Here is a 14,105-nt window from a genome sequence, read left to right as displayed (position 1 = left end):
GACAGGCGTGGCGACCCCCTGCTTGCAGCCGTTGGCAAGCGGTGCAGACGCCATATACATCGTCATTCCGGACTTGATCCGGGATGACGAAGGCGAATGGATGGCCGCCCCCCATCCCAAAAGCTGCCATTCGTCAAAAAAGGGGCCGCTTTCGCGGCCCCTTTCCCGTTCGTTTCTCGAAGGATCAGTCCTTCAGGAAGTCGGGCACATGGCCCTGGTCTTCCGGACCGTCGTCGCTGCGTTCGCGGCGCCCTTCGCCCCTGGGACCACGGTCGCCCCGGCCTTCGCCGTCACGACGCGGACCGCGGTCGCGACCGCCGCGGCCACGGTCGCCGCCTTCACGGCGCGGACCGCGATCACCGCGGGGTTCGCGCGGCGGGCGGGTGTCTTCGAGCTCTTCGCCGGTTTCCTGATCGACGACGCGCATCGACAGGCGGACCTTGCCACGCGGGTCGATCTCGAGCACCTTGACCTTGACCTCCTGCCCTTCGGCGAGGACGTCGGCGACCTTTTCGACGCGCTCGTTCCGGATCTCCGAGACGTGGACGAGGCCGTCCTTGCCGCCCATGAAGTTCACGAAGGCGCCGAAATCGACGAGGTTCACGACCTTGCCGTTATAGACCTTGCCGACCTCGGGCTCCTCGACGATGCCGAGAATCCACGCCTTGGCGGCCTCGATCTGCGCCGGGTCGGACGAGGCGATCTTGATGATGCCCTCGTCGTCGATGTCGACCTTGGCGCCGGTGGTCGCGACGATCTCGCGGATCACCTTGCCGCCGGTGCCGATGACGTCGCGGATCTTCGACTTGTCGATCGTGATCGTCTCGATGCGCGGCGCGTGCGCCGACAATTCGCTGCGAACCTCGCCGAGCGCCTTGTTCATCTCGCCCAGGATGTGCGCGCGGCCGTCCTTGGCCTGCGCCAGAGCCTTTTCGAAGATTTCCTGCGTGATGCCGGCGATCTTGATGTCCATCTGCATCGTGGTGATGCCTTCGGACGTGCCCGCGACCTTGAAATCCATGTCGCCGAGGTGGTCCTCGTCGCCCAGGATGTCGCTGAGGATCGCGAAATCCTTGCCTTCGAGGATCAGGCCCATCGCGATGCCCGAAACCGGGCGCTTGATCGGCACGCCGGCGTCCATCAGCGACAGCGAACCGCCGCATACCGTCGCCATCGACGACGAGCCGTTCGATTCGGTGATGTCGCTGGTCAGGCGGATCGTGTAGGGGAAATCCTCCTTCGACGGCAGCACCGGATGCAGCGCGCGCCACGCGAGCTTGCCGTGACCGACCTCGCGGCGTCCCGGAGGACCGAAGCGGCCGACTTCGCCGACCGAATAGGGCGGGAAGTTATAATGGAGCATGAAATTCTGATACGACAGGCCATTGAGCCCGTCGATCATCTGCTCGGCTTCCTTGGTGCCCAGCGTGCAGGTCGCGATGGTCTGCGTCTCGCCGCGGGTGAACAGCGCCGAGCCATGCGCGCGCGGCAGGAAGTGGGTTTCGGCCTCGATCGGACGAATCTGCGTCGTCGTGCGGCCGTCGATGCGCTTGCCGTCCTTGAGGATGGCGGTGCGGACGATCTCGGCCTCCAGCTTCTTGACCAGCTTGATGCCGGCCATCACCGCCTGCGGCTCCAGACCGTCGGCGACGAACTGTTCCTTGGCCTTCGCGCGCGCCGCGTTCAGCGCGTTCGAGCGCGCCGACTTGTCGGTCAGCTTGTAGGCGGCGGCAACATCCTTGCCGATCAGCTTCTTGAGCTTGTCCTTGAGCGCGGCATTGTCGTCCGACGACGCCAGTTCCCACGGCTCCTTCGCCGCCTGTTCGGCGAGCTTGATGATCGCCCTGACGACCTCGCGGCACGCATCGTGCGCGAACATCACGGCGCCCAGCATGACCTCTTCCGACAGCTCGTTCGCTTCGGATTCGACCATCATCACCGCGTCGTGCGTCGCGGCGACGACGAGGTCGAGGTCACCCTCGGCCACCTGCTCGTCGGTCGGGTTGAGGATATATTCGCCGTTGAGATAGCCGACGCGAGCGGCGCCGATCGGGCCCATGAAGGGCACGCCCGAAATGGTGAGCGCAGCCGACGCCGCGACCATCGCGAGGATGTCGGGCTCATTATGGCCGTCATAGCTCAGCACCTGAGCGATGGCGTTGATCTCGTTATAGAAACCTTCGGGGAACAGCGGGCGGATCGGACGGTCGATCAGGCGGCTGACCAAAGTTTCCTTTTCGGTCGCGCCGCGTTCGCGCTTGAAGAAGCCGCCGGGGATACGGCCGGCCGACGAATATTTTTCCTGATAGTGGACGGTGAGCGGGAAGAAATCCTGCCCGTCCTTCACCGACTTGGCGGCAGTGACGGCGCAGAGCACAACCGTCTCGCCCAGGCTCGCGATGACCGCGCCATCGGCCTGACGGGCAACCTTGCCCGTTTCGAGCGTCAGCGTTTCACCGCCCCACTCGATCGATACTTTTTTCACATCAAACATCTGGTTTCCTTCGCCCGCCGGGCCCTATGCCGGGCGGGGCCTTCAGTTCCGGGCAGTCCGGCCCGGGCGGGTCGGGGCGTTTCTTAACCCCTTGCTTGCGAAACCGTCGCCGGATTGCGACAGTTCCTACAATTCCGTTCGCCCTGAGCTTGTGAAAGCCTATCCTGAGCGACGCCGCAGGCGGCGTCGAAGGGGGCCGTTCTTCCTTCTCGAGGAAAAGGACGGGGCTTCGACAAGCTCAGCCCGAACGGATAAAATGAAAGCGGCCCCGAACCCGGAGCCGCCCTCGAATTCTTACTTGCGAAGACCCAGCTTCGCGATCAGCGCCTGATAGCGGCCCTCATCCTTTCCCCGCAGATAGTCGAGCAGGCTGCGGCGCTTATTGACCATCATCAACAGGCCGCGACGGCTGTGATTATCCTTCGCGTGGGTCTTGAAATGCCCGGTCAGCGTGTTGATGCGGTCGGTCAGGATCGCGACCTGCACTTCCGGCGAACCGGTGTCGCCCTTTTCGCGGGCATGTTCCTTGATGAGTTCGGCCTTGCGCTCGGCGGTAATCGACATGGACTCTTTCCTTCGAACATCTTGTTATGGATTGAAGCCCCGCACGACCTTCAGCCTTCCGGCCGAAGCCTCTATCAGCGCGACGGGTCGCCGGTCGCGGTCCCGTCCCCAATAAAGCCCGTCGTGCGCGCTTTCCCCGGTCCAGACGCGACCCTGACGGATCGCCCCTGCCGCTTCCGGGGAGAGGTCCAGAGCCGGGATGTCGACCAGCCCCGCCTCAAGCGGCAGAATCACATCTGATTGCGCGGCGCCTTGACCGAAAGCGTTCAATTTGTCCAGCGAAATCGCTTGCGACAGGGTGAAGGGGCCCGCCTTCGTCCGCCGCAACATGGCGACATGCCCGACCGTGCCGAGTGCATGGGCGATGTCGCGCGCAAGGCTGCGGATATAGGTGCCCTTCGAGACATGGGCGGTGAAGGTGATTCGATCAAGCCGCGTCCCTGCCCCCGTCTCCTCATCAAGTCCGGCGTGGCGAAGGGCATAGATCGTCACCGCCCGCGCCTTCATCTCGACCGTTTCGCCCTTGCGGGCCAGGGCGTAGGCGCGCTGCCCGTCGATCTTGATCGCGGAGAAAGCGGGCGGCACCTGTTCGATCGCGCCGGTGAAGCGCGGCAGCACCGCCTCCACCTCGGCCAGCGTCGGCCGCGCGTCGCTGGTCGCGACCACCTCGCCCTCGGCGTCGAGGCCGGCGGTCTCGGTCCCGAAGCGACAAGTGAAGTCATAGACCTTGCTCGCGTCGAGCATACGGCCGGTCAGCTTGGTCGCCTCGCCAAGCGCGATCGGCAGCACGCCCGATGCGAGCGGGTCGAGCGTCCCGCCGTGGCCCGTCTTGACCTTGCCAAGCCCGGCTTCGCGGCACACGCGCTTGACCGCGGCGACCGCCTGGGTCGAGCCTAGCCCCACGGGTTTGTCGAGGATGATCCAGCCGTTCATCCGCCGCGGCTAGGGCCACGCGGGGTTCCCTGTCAATTCGGCTTCGCGTTGTCGGCCTTGTCGGCCGCGACATCCTTCGCCTTGTCGCGCTTCGACGGCGGCGGGGCCGAATGGACGAAGGAAACGAGCGGGCAGCGCTCGCCACGGACGATCAGCGTCGCGAAGCGGTCGAGCCGCGCCGCGCCGCGCGTGTCGACGCCGATCGCCTGTGCGAAATCGACGTCGCGGCAGAGGCCCGCGAACAGCCCGTAGTACCAGTCGCCGCGCCGGTCCTGCACCCAGATGCCGCGCTCGCGATCGGCGCGCCAGTTGCGGATCGTCGTGTCGCTCGGGAAAACGATGCTCGCTTCGGCGCCGATCTGGCGCGGCGCCTTGGCGGGCTCGTTGGCCGCCGCGCCCGAAAGGGGCAACAGCGCGGCGGCCAGGGAGAGGGCGAGGGTTCGGAGCATGGTGCGAGGGTTAGCACGGGGCGGCTGAACCTGCGCTGACCCATAGTCCGTCATTGCGAGCGCAGCGAAGCAATCTCCAGCCATCGGCATTCGGCATGGCGTGGCTGGGGATTGCCGCGTCGCCTTCGGCGCCTCGCAATGACGACCGTCCTATCCGTCCCACTCGTCCGCCAGCAGCGACCACAGGCCGGTATCGCGCACATGCCCGGTCCAGGTGACGCGTTCGGCGCGCAGCACGCCTTCCCTGGTGGCGCCGAGCTTGGCGACCGCCGCCTGGCTGCGCGCGTTGCGCTCGTCGATGCGGAATTCGACGCGGCGGATGCCGACCGCGAAGGCGTGATCGAGCATCAGCCGCTTCAGGCGCCCGTTGAGCCCGGTGCCGCGCACGTCGGGGTGGATGTAGCTGCTGCCGATCTCGATCGTCTGCGCCGACACATCGGGACGCAGCCATGCGGTCATGCCGACCAGCCGATCGCCGGCGAACACCGCATAGGGCATGCGCGCCGCATTCGCGAGCAGCGCGGCGAAGCTGGCGTCGAAATGATCGGGATCGAAGCTGGTCGCATAGATCGGCCAGACCTCGGCATCGGCGGCGCAGGCGGCGCGCAGCGGCTCGCGGTGCGCCTCGGCCAGCTTGACGAGCCGGAGGTCGCCGTCGGCGAGCTCGGCGTAAAGGCGGTCAAGCATCGGCGAGCACCGCCGCCGCTGCGCGCCGCTTTTCCATGAAATGCCGCCGGCACATCGCGACATAGCGGTCGTTGCCGCCGATCTCGGTCTGCGCGCCCTCAACCACCGCGCGGCCCTGTTCGTCGACGCGCAGGTTCATCGTCGCCTTGCGCCCGCACTCGCACACCGCCTTCAGCTCGACGAGCGCATCGGCGAGGCCGAGCAGCGTCGCCGAGCCGGGAAAGAGATTCGCCGCGAAATCGGTGCGCAGGCCATAGCAGAGCACCGGCATATTCGTCTCGTCGGCCAGCCGCGCGAGGTCGAGCACCTGCGCGCGCGACAGGAATTGCGCCTCGTCGACGAGCACGCAGGCGAGCGGGCGCTGGCGATGCTCGGCCTGCACCGCCGCCCACAGATCGCTGTCGGGGTCGAATTTATGCGCCTCCGCCAGCAGGCCGATGCGGCTGGTGATCTGTCCCGCGCCATAGCGGTCGTCGAGCGCCGCGGTCCACAGCATCGTTTCCATGCCGCGCTCGCGATAGTTGAAATCCGCCTGCAGCAGCGTCGTCGACTTGCCCGCGTTCATGCTGGCATAATAGAAATAGAGCTTGGCCATATCTCGCGCTTTGCCTGCGATGAGCTCCTGCGACAAGGGCGTAGTGCTTGGGGGCGCTTGAAACAGCCATTGCGCCCCTCTTCGGACGGGTGCATGTCTTCCCAATGAAATGGAAGCTCACCGCATTACTGATTTGCGCCACGTCTCTCGCGGGCGCTGTTCTATATGCGCCGGGAGCATCGGTGTCACATGAAGTAGCCGGGCATATATTTGTTATACCTGAAGAAAGGCTTTTCGACGCACGTATTCCATGGCTACCGCCGTCGAAAACCTCTTCATTCACGTTCATTCTCGACTTCGCTCAATATCCGCAATTGATCCCCCCGCATAGGGTGCTTGTGCAGGCGCCAAACGATGTCTGCGGTGATGGCCAAGCACAGATGCTGCGCATTGCTTGCGGACGGGAAACCGCTCACCAGCCGCTTGAAGCTCCTTTTACAAAAACTTTCCCTATTGCCGACTATCCTTACGCTTGGGATTATTATGCCACGATCCCTTCCAGTGCGGAGGGTGAGCAGCCCCAGCGCCTGCAAGTGGCCGATTGCAGTCCGATCTCGCCAAACCCCGCTCGTCCCAAAGGGACGGCAATCTGCACAACCGTATGGAACGTTGATGGGCTAATACTTTCCCTCGGGTTTGAGGAATATGAACTGCCCGATATCGCAGCAATGCGAGAAAGAGCGTCAAAGCTTCTTCTTTCGTGGGAAACTCATTGAGCGGCCGACGCTCGTTACGAGCGAAACACTCCGCGCAATCGGAAATCGGGCAAAATCAGGCGACGCCGAGCAGGTCGCGGAAGCGCCCCGGCTGGGGCACCAGATCGGTCAGCCGATAGCCGTCGAGATGGGTCAGGAAGGCCGCGAGCGCCCCGCCGAGCGCGCCCTGCAGGCCGCAGCCGCCGCACACCGGGCAGGTCGAGGTCGCGGGGTCCATGCACTCGACCAGCCCCTCCAGATTCTCGAACTCGCGCACCACCGTGCCGACGACCACCGCGTCGGGTTCGCGCGCCAGCGTCAGCCCGCCGCCGCGTCCGCGCTGCGCGCTGACATAGCCGAGCGCCTGAAGCCGCTGCGCGACCTTGGCAAGATGGTTGCGCGAAATGCCGTACTGGCCCGCGATCTCGTCGACCGACATCTGCCGGCCGGTCGCGGATAGCGCCATCAGGATGCGCAGGGCATAATCGCTGTGCAGGCTCAACCGCATAAAAGTGGTATATTAGATATTGCTTTTTGCGGCAACCCGCTTAAAGAGGTATTTTAGATACTCAATATAGAGTCGAAAACACATGACGACGAAAACGGTCCAGGCCCACCCCCACGCGATCGCCGCTCGCGAGGAGCGGCGCGCCGAGGCGCTGGCCATGGGCATCGACGAGCCCTTCATCGCCGAACTGGTCGATCGTTTCTATGCCTCGGTGCGCGAGGATGCGATGCTCGGCCCGGTCTTCGATGCGCGGGTCGACGACTGGCCGAAGCACCTTGGCCAGATGAACCGCTTCTGGCAGTCGATCCTGCTCAGCGCCGGCAATTTCACCGGCAATCCGATGATGAAGCATCTGGCGATCCCGACGATCGGCCAGGAGCATTTCCAGCAGTGGCTGCGGCTTTTCTACCAGACGCTGCACGCCATCGCGCCGAGCCCGGAAGCCGTCGCCCATGTCGGCGCCAAGGCGCGGATGATCGCGGAAAGCCTGCTCACCGGCATCTGGGTTCACCGCGACAAGGGCGATCCTCTAGCCAGGAAAGTGGAGCTTCCCGATGTCTGATCCGCTGCGCGACCGCCCTGCCTATCGCCCGAACGACCCCTATGAAACCAGCGGCATCCAGGCCGGATTCCAGTTGCCGCGCTGGATATGGCGAGTGATGTTCGGCTGCTATGCGCTCTTCTTCCTCATCATCGCCGTAGCGACCGGGCGCGATACCGCGGCCCTCATGATGATCGTCATCTCGGTCTTCTATGTCGTGATGGTCTTTGGGACGACCGGCATCCTCAACGCCCAGAAGGGTCCCGAATATGATTCGCCGCTCGACCGCGTGGGCGGCGTCCTCGAAACCCGAACGGGGCCGATGAACCTTCGCGCCGTCGGGGCCCAGATTCTCGCGGTGCCGATCGGCATGGTCTTCCTCGGCATCACCGTCCTCGTCGCCCGCGCCACAGGCGGCTTCTGACTGTGGCGCCGATCGCCGAGCGCGGGCCGCCGCTTCCCTCCGGCGCCCGCGCCTACCGGCAGATCGGTCCGTTCGGCGCCGACACGATTCCCGCCGGCCTGCTGCGCCGGCACGACCTCAAGGACGGCGCTTGGGGGCTGCTGTCGGTCCTCGCCGGGTCGATCCGCTTCCACTGGGACGACGAACGCGGGGGCGAGCGCCTGTTGAAGACCGGCGACACGATGCTGATCCCGCCCTGTGTTCCGCATCATCTGGAGCGGCAGGGGTCGGTAACGATCGAGATCGCCTTCTGCGCCCCCTGAGGCGGCCGACGCGATCCGGCCTTCGGAAAGCTTACCTATATCTTCATCGTCACCCCGGACTTGATCCGGGGTGACGAAGAGAGGAAAATCACGCGCCGCTTTTCAAGCTGCGCTCGCTCCCCGCCCCGCTTGACTCGCCGCCGCCCGCTGTCATGCTGCGCACAAAAGATGCCGCCTGCTGGGGAGAGAACCGCCGATGCGCCTGATGCCGGTGACCGACGCGATGTTCCTGTGGGGGGAAAGCCGCGAGATGCCGATGCACATCGGTGGCATCAACCTCTACACCCTCCCCGACGATGTCGACGAGACCGAATGGCTGAACGAGCAGCTTGCGCTCCTCCGCCAGTCGGAAGGGCTGCGGCGCCCGTTCAGCGAGGTGCTGAAGCTGACCCCGCTCGGCCAATATGGTCCGATCCGGCTCGAGCCCGACCGCGACATCGACATGCATTACCACGTCCGCGCCGCGGCTCTGCCCAAGCCGGGGCGCTATCGCGAGATGTTCGAGCTGGCCTCGCGGTTCCATTCCGGGCTGCTCGATCGCACCCGACCGCTGTGGGAGATCACGCTGATATCGGGGCTGCCCGACCGGCAGATCGCGACCTTCAAGAAGGTCCATCATGCGCTGATGGACGGCGCGGCGAGCATCCATTTCTATAATTCGATGCTGTCCGCCGACCCCAGGGAGCGGCGCGCCGCCTCGCCGCTGTCTGTCGAGGCCTATGAAGCCTATAAGCGCCAGTTCCCGCCACCGAAGAAGCCGCCGCGCCCCAATCTGACCGACATCGCGGCGATCGGCGATTTCCTGAAGGAGCAATGGGGGAACAGCGTCGGGGTGACCAAGGCGCTCAATCAATATGTCGCGGCAATGGTCGGCATCGGCGGCGACGGGCTCGTCACGCCGTTCGCGGGCGTGCCGCGCACCAGCTTCAACCGCAACATCACCGGCGCCCGCCGCTTCGTCGCGCAAAGCTGGTCGCTCGACCGCGTCCGCGCGATGGGCAAGGCCTATGACGGGACGATCAACGACGCGGTACTCGGCATGTGCGCGGGGGCGATGCGCAAATATCTGCAATCGCTGAACGAACTGCCCGACAAGCCCTTGAAGGCCATGGCACCGGTGTCGATCCGCCCCAAGGGCGACGTCGATTCGGGCAATTCGGTCGCCTCGGTCACCGCCAATCTCGCGACCGACATCGACGATCCCGCGGCGCGGATGGCGGCGATCCAGGCGTCGATGAACGCGGCCAAGGTGCAGCTCCGCGCGATGACCGCCCAGCAGATTCAACTCTATACCGCGATCACCAGCTTCCCGCAGATGCTGACCGCGCTGACGCGCACGGCCGACAAGTTCCCCGCCTATTCGGCGACCATCTCGAACGTCCCCGGACCGCGCGAGCAGATGTACTGGAACGGCGCACGGCTCGACGGCATGTATCCCGCGAGCATCCCCGTCGACGGCATGGCGATGAACATCACCCAGGTGTCGAATTTCAGGAATATCGACTTCGGCATCACCGCCTGTCGCCGCAGCGTGCCGCACGCGCAGCGGATGATCGACTATCTGGAAGACGCACTGGTCGAACTGGAGGCGGCCGCGGGGATCAAGAGAAAATAGCGAATCCGCTTTCGCTGCCCAGCGAAACGCGCGATAATGCATCGGGAACGGCGAGCCGGGAGGCGGATGCCATGCCGATCGGGGTCATTGCGCAAACCGGACTCGCGGTCGCCGCCATCCTGCTCGCGGCGCCGGCCGGCAGCACCCCCGCAATCCTCGCCTACCGACTCGACAGCGCGGCGAGCGGCGTCGATGCACGGGTCGGTTTTCTCGGTATCGGCAGCCGCACCGCCCACTTTCCGTCGGTATCGGGCAGCGTGACTCTATCGCCCGCCGCGATGGACCGGATCGACCTGAACGTCGCGATCGACGCGCGCCAACTCACCGCGAGCGACACGCTCACCACCAGGCGACTGAAGGGCAGGCATTTCTTCGATGTCGACCATCATCCGATCGTCCGCTTCGCCGGCCATGCGCTGGCGATGACCGGCGCGACGACAGGCAATGTAACAGGTGAACTTACCGCGCGCGGCGTGACGAAACCGGTGGTGCTCGCCGTAACCTTTTCCATCCCGCCGGCGCACGCGACGGGGCGCGAAGCCATCGCCCTGACCGGAACGACAACGATCAACCGCCGCGACTTCGGCATGACCGCCTATTCATTCATCGTCGGCCGCAAGGTACGGATCATCATCAACACCCGGCTGGTGCCGGCCTGATCAATCCTCCGCCGGACCCAGATCGCGCGCCACCTTCGGGTCGCGTAGCAATTTGTCGATATGGCTCGCCTCGTCGAAGCTTTCGTCGGACAGGAATTTCAGCTTCGCCGCATATTTCATGCGGATGCGGCGCGCGACCTCGCGCTGGAGATAGGCGGTGTTGGTGCGGAGCGCCTTCAGAACCGCCTCCTCGTCGCGGCCGAGCAGCGACTTCACGAAGACGGTCGCGTGCCGCAGGTCGGGCGACATGCGAACCTCGGTCACGCTGACCGGGTGCGTCACAAGCACATCGTCGTGGACGTCGCCGCGCTGGAGGATTTCGCTGAGCACATGGCGCACCTGCTCGCCGACGCGCAGGACGCGGACCGAGGGGCCCTGGTTTTGATCGTTGTGGCGCATGTTAGTCCAGCGGTATGATATCATCGACATCAACCGAAAGGGCATCGGCAAGAAGTTGCCACCTCTTTCTGGTCGTATCGCGCTTTCCAGTTTCGATATGCGATACCTGAACCGCGCTGATTCCTGCCTTTGCTCCAAGTTCGCTTTGTGTAAAGCCTCGAAACTTTCTCCAGACATATAGCGGATTTTCACCCGCCATGATCTGATCCAGAATCTCGGCCGACAGATATTCCTCCCCGGCTTCACGACGCTGCTGAGCCCGCGAAGCCGCCTGCGCATCAACGCGATCCTCGGCAAGATCGAGCAATCGTTCGTAATCGGCAATGGGAAGCATGACCATTTTCTGGCCGGCAATTTCGACAATCTGAACTGTCATTGCCCTATCCCTTAATAAATCGAACCACGCGGACCAATGTCGTCGATCCAGAGAATCCCTTTTTCGACGCGAAAAATCACGCGCCAATCCTGCACGCGCAGCCGATATTCCGTTCGCCCCTGCAATCGCTTGACACTGGCGCTCTGTGACAAGGGGTCATCCGCCAGATCGGCAATTTTCTTTCGGATCAACTCGCCTTTATCCGAGCGCAGCAACGCACGCATCGCAGACTTGGAAAAGCGAATTTCCATGCCGGAATATAACTATAAGTTATGTCGGAAGCTAGGGGAATTATCGCATGCCGATAATTCCCCCAAAGGTTACAGCGTCCGTTCGCGCAGTTCGACCTCGAAGACTTCGAGATGGTCGCCCGGCTTGATGTCGTTCGTATCCGCCAGCACGACACCGCACTCCAAGCCCGCGCGCACTTCGGCGACATCGTCCTTGAAGCGGCGGAGCGAGGCGATCGTCGTCGCCGAGACGATGACGTCCTCACGCGTGAGACGCGCGTGGAGGCCCTTGCGGATCGAACCTTCGAGCACCAGCAGGCCCGCAGCCTTGTCGCGCTTGCCGGCCGGGAAGACTTCCTTGACCTCGGCGCGCCCGATGACGGTCTCGACGCGTTCGGGTCCGAGCTCGCCCGCCATCTCCTTCGCGATCTCCTCGGTCAGGTGATAGATGACATCATAATAGAGGAAGCGCACCTTTTCGCGGTTCGCGATCTCACGCGCCTTGGCGTTCGGGCGAACATTGAAGCCGATGATCGGCGCGTTGGTCGAGGCGGCAAGCGTCACGTCGCTTTCGGTGATCGCCCCGGCGCCCGAATGGAGCACGCGGACACGAATCTCGTCGGTCGACAACTTGTTGAGCGCATTGACGATCGCTTCGACCGACCCCTGCACGTCGCCCTTGATGACCACCGGATATTCGATGACCTTCGCCTTGTCGGCAAGCGCCGAGAACATGCCCTCGAGGCTGACCGGCGCCTGTGCCGTCCGCTTCTTGAGCGCTTCGCTCTGGCGATAGGCCGCGACCTCGCGGGCGCGCGCTTCATTCTCGACGACCGTCAGCGTATCGCCCGCCATCGGCACGCCGCCAAGGCCCAGGACCTCGACCGGCATCGACGGACCGGCTTCCTTGATCTGCTGGCCCTTGTCGTTGACGAGCGCGCGGACGCGGCCGCTTTCGGCGCCGCAGACGAAGATATCGCCGACCTTCAGCGTGCCGCGCCGGACGAGGATGGTCGCCACGGGGCCGCGGCCCTTGTCGAGCTTCGCCTCGACCACCGTGCCTTCGGCATTGCGGTCGGGGTTGGCCTTGAGCTCCATGATCTCGGCCTGCACCGCGATCGCGTCGAGCAGCTTGTCGAGGTTCTGCTTCTTGAGTGCGGACACTTCGACATTCTGGACGTCGCCGCCCATTTCCTCGACGATCACCTCATGCTCGAGCAGGCGCTCGCGCACGCGCTGCGGGTTGGCGCCGTCCTTGTCGATCTTGTTGATCGCGACAATGATCGGCACGCCCGCCGCCTTGGCATGATTGATCGCCTCGATCGACTGGGGCTTGAGCCCGTCGTCGGCGGCGACCACCAGGATGACGATATCGGTGACGTTCGCCCCGCGCGCGCGCATCTCGGTAAAGGCTTCGTGGCCCGGCGTGTCGAGGAAGGTGATGGCGCTGCCGTCCTTCGCCTTCACCTGATAGGCGCCGATATGCTGGGTGATGCCACCGGCTTCGCCCGCCTGCACATTCGCCCCGCGCAGCGCGTCGAGCAGGCTGGTCTTGCCATGGTCGACATGGCCCATGATCGTGACGACCGGCGCGCGCGACTTCAGCGCCGCGGCGTCGTCGACATCCTCGTCGTGGCGGATGTCGACGTCGGCTTCACTGACGCGCTTGATCTCATGCCCGAATTCGGTGACGAGCAGTTCGGCCGTGTCCTGGTCGATCGTCTGGTTGACGGTGACCGGCATGCCCATCTTGAACAGCGCCTTCACCAGATCCGCGCCCTTTTCGGCCATGCGGTTGGCGAGTTCCTGCACCGTGATCGTGTCGGGCACGATCACTTCGCGGACCTGCTTCTCGCGCGGGCCCGACGACGGCCGCATGTGCGCCCGCTTTTCCTTTTCACGCGCGCGCTTGAGCGCGGCGAGGCTGCGCGCGCGCGCGCCCTCGTCGTCGTTGAGCGCGCGGGTGACCGTCAGTTTGCCCGACTGGCGGCGATTGTCGCCACCGCCACGGCCCGGCTTGGGTTCGGGGCGCTTGGGTTCGGGGCGCTTGGGCGCTTCGACCGGGGTGAAGCGGCGCGGGGCCGGCGCGGCGGCCGCGGCGGCGCGCGGCGCGGTTTCGGTCTTCGCCGGCTCTTCAACGGGAGCGGGGGCAGCGGCGGCGGGCGCTTCGGGTTCGGGCGCCGGCTCGGGGGCCTTCGCCTTTTCCTCGCGCGCTTCGGCACGCGCCTTTTCCTCTTCGATCGCCCTGGCGCGCGCGGCTTCGTCGCGGCGGCGCGCATCCTCGAGCGCGGAAAGGCGGTCCTCCTCGGCCTCGCGCAGCAGTTGCGCCTGGCGTTCCTGACGCGACATCAGGCTGTCGGTCTCGCTCGCGCGCGGCGCAGGGGCGGGCTTCGGTGCCGGCTTGGGCGCGGCGGGCGCCGGGGTCGGCGCGGCCTTCGCCTCTTCGGCTTCGGGCGCAGGGGCGGCTTCGCCGGGGCGGCCGAGCACGCGGCGGCGCTTCACCTCGACCACCACCGTATTGCGGCGGCCGTGGCTGAATTGCTGCTGCACCTGGCCAGCCTCGACCGTCCGCTTGAGGCCGAGCGGCTTGCGGGTCAGAGTCGGCTTGTCCTGTTCGTCACTCATCGAAAACCC

17 protein-coding genes are annotated in these 14,105 nt (G+C 65.0%); 6 read left to right on the top strand and 11 right to left on the bottom strand.

Going from position 1 to position 14,105, the window contains the following annotated elements:
• Nucleotides 1-184 precede the first annotated feature (184 nt).
• The 6 genes from pnp to FHR21_RS15130 form a co-directional block, all read right to left on the bottom strand.
• Complete coding sequence (gene pnp / locus FHR21_RS15155) at nucleotides 185-2,494, bottom strand: polyribonucleotide nucleotidyltransferase (protein WP_184099818.1); 2,310 nt, start codon at nucleotides 2,492-2,494, stop codon at nucleotides 185-187.
• 294 nt (nucleotides 2,495-2,788) lie between these two features.
• Nucleotides 2,789-3,058 carry a 30S ribosomal protein S15 gene (gene rpsO, locus FHR21_RS15150; RefSeq protein ID WP_184099816.1) on the bottom strand — a complete coding sequence of 90 codons (270 nt, stop codon included), beginning with the start codon at nucleotides 3,056-3,058 and terminating at the stop codon, nucleotides 2,789-2,791.
• 24 nt (nucleotides 3,059-3,082) lie between these two features.
• Nucleotides 3,083-3,991 (bottom strand): tRNA pseudouridine(55) synthase TruB, encoded by a 909-nt coding sequence (gene truB / locus FHR21_RS15145; protein ID WP_184099814.1) that lies wholly within the window; start codon nucleotides 3,989-3,991, stop codon nucleotides 3,083-3,085.
• A gap of 32 nt (nucleotides 3,992-4,023) precedes the next feature.
• A complete protein-coding gene (locus FHR21_RS15140) occupies nucleotides 4,024-4,440 on the bottom strand; it encodes a DUF6491 family protein (protein ID WP_221235205.1) in 417 nt (138 codons plus the stop codon).
• 150 nt (nucleotides 4,441-4,590) lie between these two features.
• Nucleotides 4,591-5,127 carry a GNAT family N-acetyltransferase gene (locus FHR21_RS15135; protein ID WP_184099812.1) on the bottom strand — a complete coding sequence of 179 codons (537 nt, stop codon included), beginning with the start codon at nucleotides 5,125-5,127 and terminating at the stop codon, nucleotides 4,591-4,593.
• On the bottom strand, nucleotides 5,120-5,722 hold the full coding sequence (locus tag FHR21_RS15130; RefSeq protein ID WP_184099810.1) for a thymidine kinase: 603 nt from the start codon (nucleotides 5,720-5,722) through the stop codon (nucleotides 5,120-5,122). The genes FHR21_RS15135 and FHR21_RS15130 overlap by 8 nt, the downstream gene beginning before the upstream one ends.
• Before the next feature lie 104 nt (nucleotides 5,723-5,826).
• Here FHR21_RS15130 and FHR21_RS15125 point away from each other — a divergent pair, with 104 nt between their 5' ends.
• Nucleotides 5,827-6,438, top strand: a complete 612-nt coding sequence (locus tag FHR21_RS15125) for a hypothetical protein (RefSeq protein WP_184099808.1) — start codon at nucleotides 5,827-5,829, stop codon at nucleotides 6,436-6,438.
• 55 nt (nucleotides 6,439-6,493) lie between these two features.
• Here FHR21_RS15125 and FHR21_RS15120 read toward each other — a convergent pair whose 3' ends face one another.
• Nucleotides 6,494-6,925, bottom strand: coding sequence for an RrF2 family transcriptional regulator (locus tag FHR21_RS15120; protein ID WP_184099806.1), 432 nt, complete (start codon nucleotides 6,923-6,925; stop codon nucleotides 6,494-6,496).
• An 82-nt stretch (nucleotides 6,926-7,007) separates the two neighbouring features.
• Between FHR21_RS15120 and FHR21_RS15115 the strand changes: the two genes are divergently transcribed.
• The 5 genes from FHR21_RS15115 to FHR21_RS15095 all read left to right on the top strand — a co-directional run bounded on the left by FHR21_RS15115 (nucleotide 7,008) and on the right by FHR21_RS15095 (nucleotide 10,466).
• Complete coding sequence (locus FHR21_RS15115; protein WP_184099804.1) at nucleotides 7,008-7,487, top strand: group III truncated hemoglobin; 480 nt, start codon at nucleotides 7,008-7,010, stop codon at nucleotides 7,485-7,487.
• A complete protein-coding gene (locus FHR21_RS15110) occupies nucleotides 7,480-7,890 on the top strand; it encodes a hypothetical protein (RefSeq protein ID WP_184099802.1) in 411 nt (136 codons plus the stop codon). The genes FHR21_RS15115 and FHR21_RS15110 overlap by 8 nt, the downstream gene beginning before the upstream one ends.
• A 2-nt stretch (nucleotides 7,891-7,892) precedes the next feature.
• Nucleotides 7,893-8,192 carry a TehB-like domain-containing protein gene (locus FHR21_RS15105; RefSeq protein ID WP_184099800.1) on the top strand — a complete coding sequence of 100 codons (300 nt, stop codon included), beginning with the start codon at nucleotides 7,893-7,895 and terminating at the stop codon, nucleotides 8,190-8,192.
• Between the two features lie 196 nt (nucleotides 8,193-8,388).
• Nucleotides 8,389-9,807 (top strand): WS/DGAT/MGAT family O-acyltransferase, encoded by a 1,419-nt coding sequence (locus tag FHR21_RS15100; protein ID WP_184099798.1) that lies wholly within the window; start codon nucleotides 8,389-8,391, stop codon nucleotides 9,805-9,807.
• Between the two features lie 71 nt (nucleotides 9,808-9,878).
• Nucleotides 9,879-10,466 carry a YceI family protein gene (locus FHR21_RS15095; RefSeq protein ID WP_184099796.1) on the top strand — a complete coding sequence of 196 codons (588 nt, stop codon included), beginning with the start codon at nucleotides 9,879-9,881 and terminating at the stop codon, nucleotides 10,464-10,466.
• Here the strand turns inward: FHR21_RS15095 and rbfA are convergent, their stop codons facing one another.
• From rbfA to infB, 4 genes are all read right to left on the bottom strand, one after another.
• The gene (gene rbfA / locus FHR21_RS15090) at nucleotides 10,467-10,865 is read right to left on the bottom strand and encodes a 30S ribosome-binding factor RbfA (protein ID WP_184099985.1); all 399 of its coding nucleotides are present in this window, start codon (nucleotides 10,863-10,865) and stop codon (nucleotides 10,467-10,469) included.
• A gap of 1 nt (nucleotide 10,866) precedes the next feature.
• Nucleotides 10,867-11,241, bottom strand: a complete 375-nt coding sequence (locus tag FHR21_RS15085; RefSeq protein ID WP_184099794.1) for a helix-turn-helix transcriptional regulator — start codon at nucleotides 11,239-11,241, stop codon at nucleotides 10,867-10,869.
• 11 nt (nucleotides 11,242-11,252) lie between these two features.
• Entirely contained in the window at nucleotides 11,253-11,492 is a 240-nt protein-coding gene (locus FHR21_RS15080; protein WP_184099792.1) for a type II toxin-antitoxin system RelE family toxin, read from the bottom strand.
• Between the two features lie 69 nt (nucleotides 11,493-11,561).
• Nucleotides 11,562-14,096 carry a translation initiation factor IF-2 gene (gene infB, locus FHR21_RS15075; RefSeq protein ID WP_184099790.1) on the bottom strand — a complete coding sequence of 845 codons (2,535 nt, stop codon included), beginning with the start codon at nucleotides 14,094-14,096 and terminating at the stop codon, nucleotides 11,562-11,564.
• Nucleotides 14,097-14,105 lie beyond the last annotated feature (9 nt).

Source organism: Sphingopyxis panaciterrulae, assembly GCF_014199295.1.
Lineage (GTDB): Bacteria > Pseudomonadota > Alphaproteobacteria > Sphingomonadales > Sphingomonadaceae > Sphingopyxis > Sphingopyxis panaciterrulae.
Note: the sequence above shows the minus strand (reverse complement) of the source record. Positions and strands in the feature narration are given on the sequence as shown.

What these genes read in the sequence shown, in the direction of transcription:
- FHR21_RS15125 (WP_184099808.1), top strand. Translation starts at nt 5,827, where the DNA reads ATGAAATGGAAGCTCACCGCATTACTGATTTGCGCCACGTCTCTCGCG.
- pnp (WP_184099818.1), bottom strand. Translation starts at nt 2,494, where the DNA reads ATGTTTGATGTGAAAAAAGTATCGATCGAGTGGGGCGGTGAAACGCTG.
- FHR21_RS15110 (WP_184099802.1), top strand. Translation starts at nt 7,480, where the DNA reads ATGTCTGATCCGCTGCGCGACCGCCCTGCCTATCGCCCGAACGACCCC.
- FHR21_RS15115 (WP_184099804.1), top strand. Translation starts at nt 7,008, where the DNA reads ATGACGACGAAAACGGTCCAGGCCCACCCCCACGCGATCGCCGCTCGC.
- FHR21_RS15120 (WP_184099806.1), bottom strand. Translation starts at nt 6,925, where the DNA reads ATGCGGTTGAGCCTGCACAGCGATTATGCCCTGCGCATCCTGATGGCG.
- FHR21_RS15130 (WP_184099810.1), bottom strand. Translation starts at nt 5,722, where the DNA reads ATGGCCAAGCTCTATTTCTATTATGCCAGCATGAACGCGGGCAAGTCG.
- rbfA (WP_184099985.1), bottom strand. Translation starts at nt 10,865, where the DNA reads ATGCGCCACAACGATCAAAACCAGGGCCCCTCGGTCCGCGTCCTGCGC.
- FHR21_RS15085 (WP_184099794.1), bottom strand. Translation starts at nt 11,241, where the DNA reads ATGACAGTTCAGATTGTCGAAATTGCCGGCCAGAAAATGGTCATGCTT.
- FHR21_RS15095 (WP_184099796.1), top strand. Translation starts at nt 9,879, where the DNA reads ATGCCGATCGGGGTCATTGCGCAAACCGGACTCGCGGTCGCCGCCATC.
- FHR21_RS15135 (WP_184099812.1), bottom strand. Translation starts at nt 5,127, where the DNA reads ATGCTTGACCGCCTTTACGCCGAGCTCGCCGACGGCGACCTCCGGCTC.
- infB (WP_184099790.1), bottom strand. Translation starts at nt 14,096, where the DNA reads ATGAGTGACGAACAGGACAAGCCGACTCTGACCCGCAAGCCGCTCGGC.
- truB (WP_184099814.1), bottom strand. Translation starts at nt 3,991, where the DNA reads ATGAACGGCTGGATCATCCTCGACAAACCCGTGGGGCTAGGCTCGACC.
- FHR21_RS15080 (WP_184099792.1), bottom strand. Translation starts at nt 11,492, where the DNA reads ATGGAAATTCGCTTTTCCAAGTCTGCGATGCGTGCGTTGCTGCGCTCG.
- FHR21_RS15140 (WP_221235205.1), bottom strand. Translation starts at nt 4,440, where the DNA reads ATGCTCCGAACCCTCGCCCTCTCCCTGGCCGCCGCGCTGTTGCCCCTT.
- rpsO (WP_184099816.1), bottom strand. Translation starts at nt 3,058, where the DNA reads ATGTCGATTACCGCCGAGCGCAAGGCCGAACTCATCAAGGAACATGCC.
- FHR21_RS15100 (WP_184099798.1), top strand. Translation starts at nt 8,389, where the DNA reads ATGCGCCTGATGCCGGTGACCGACGCGATGTTCCTGTGGGGGGAAAGC.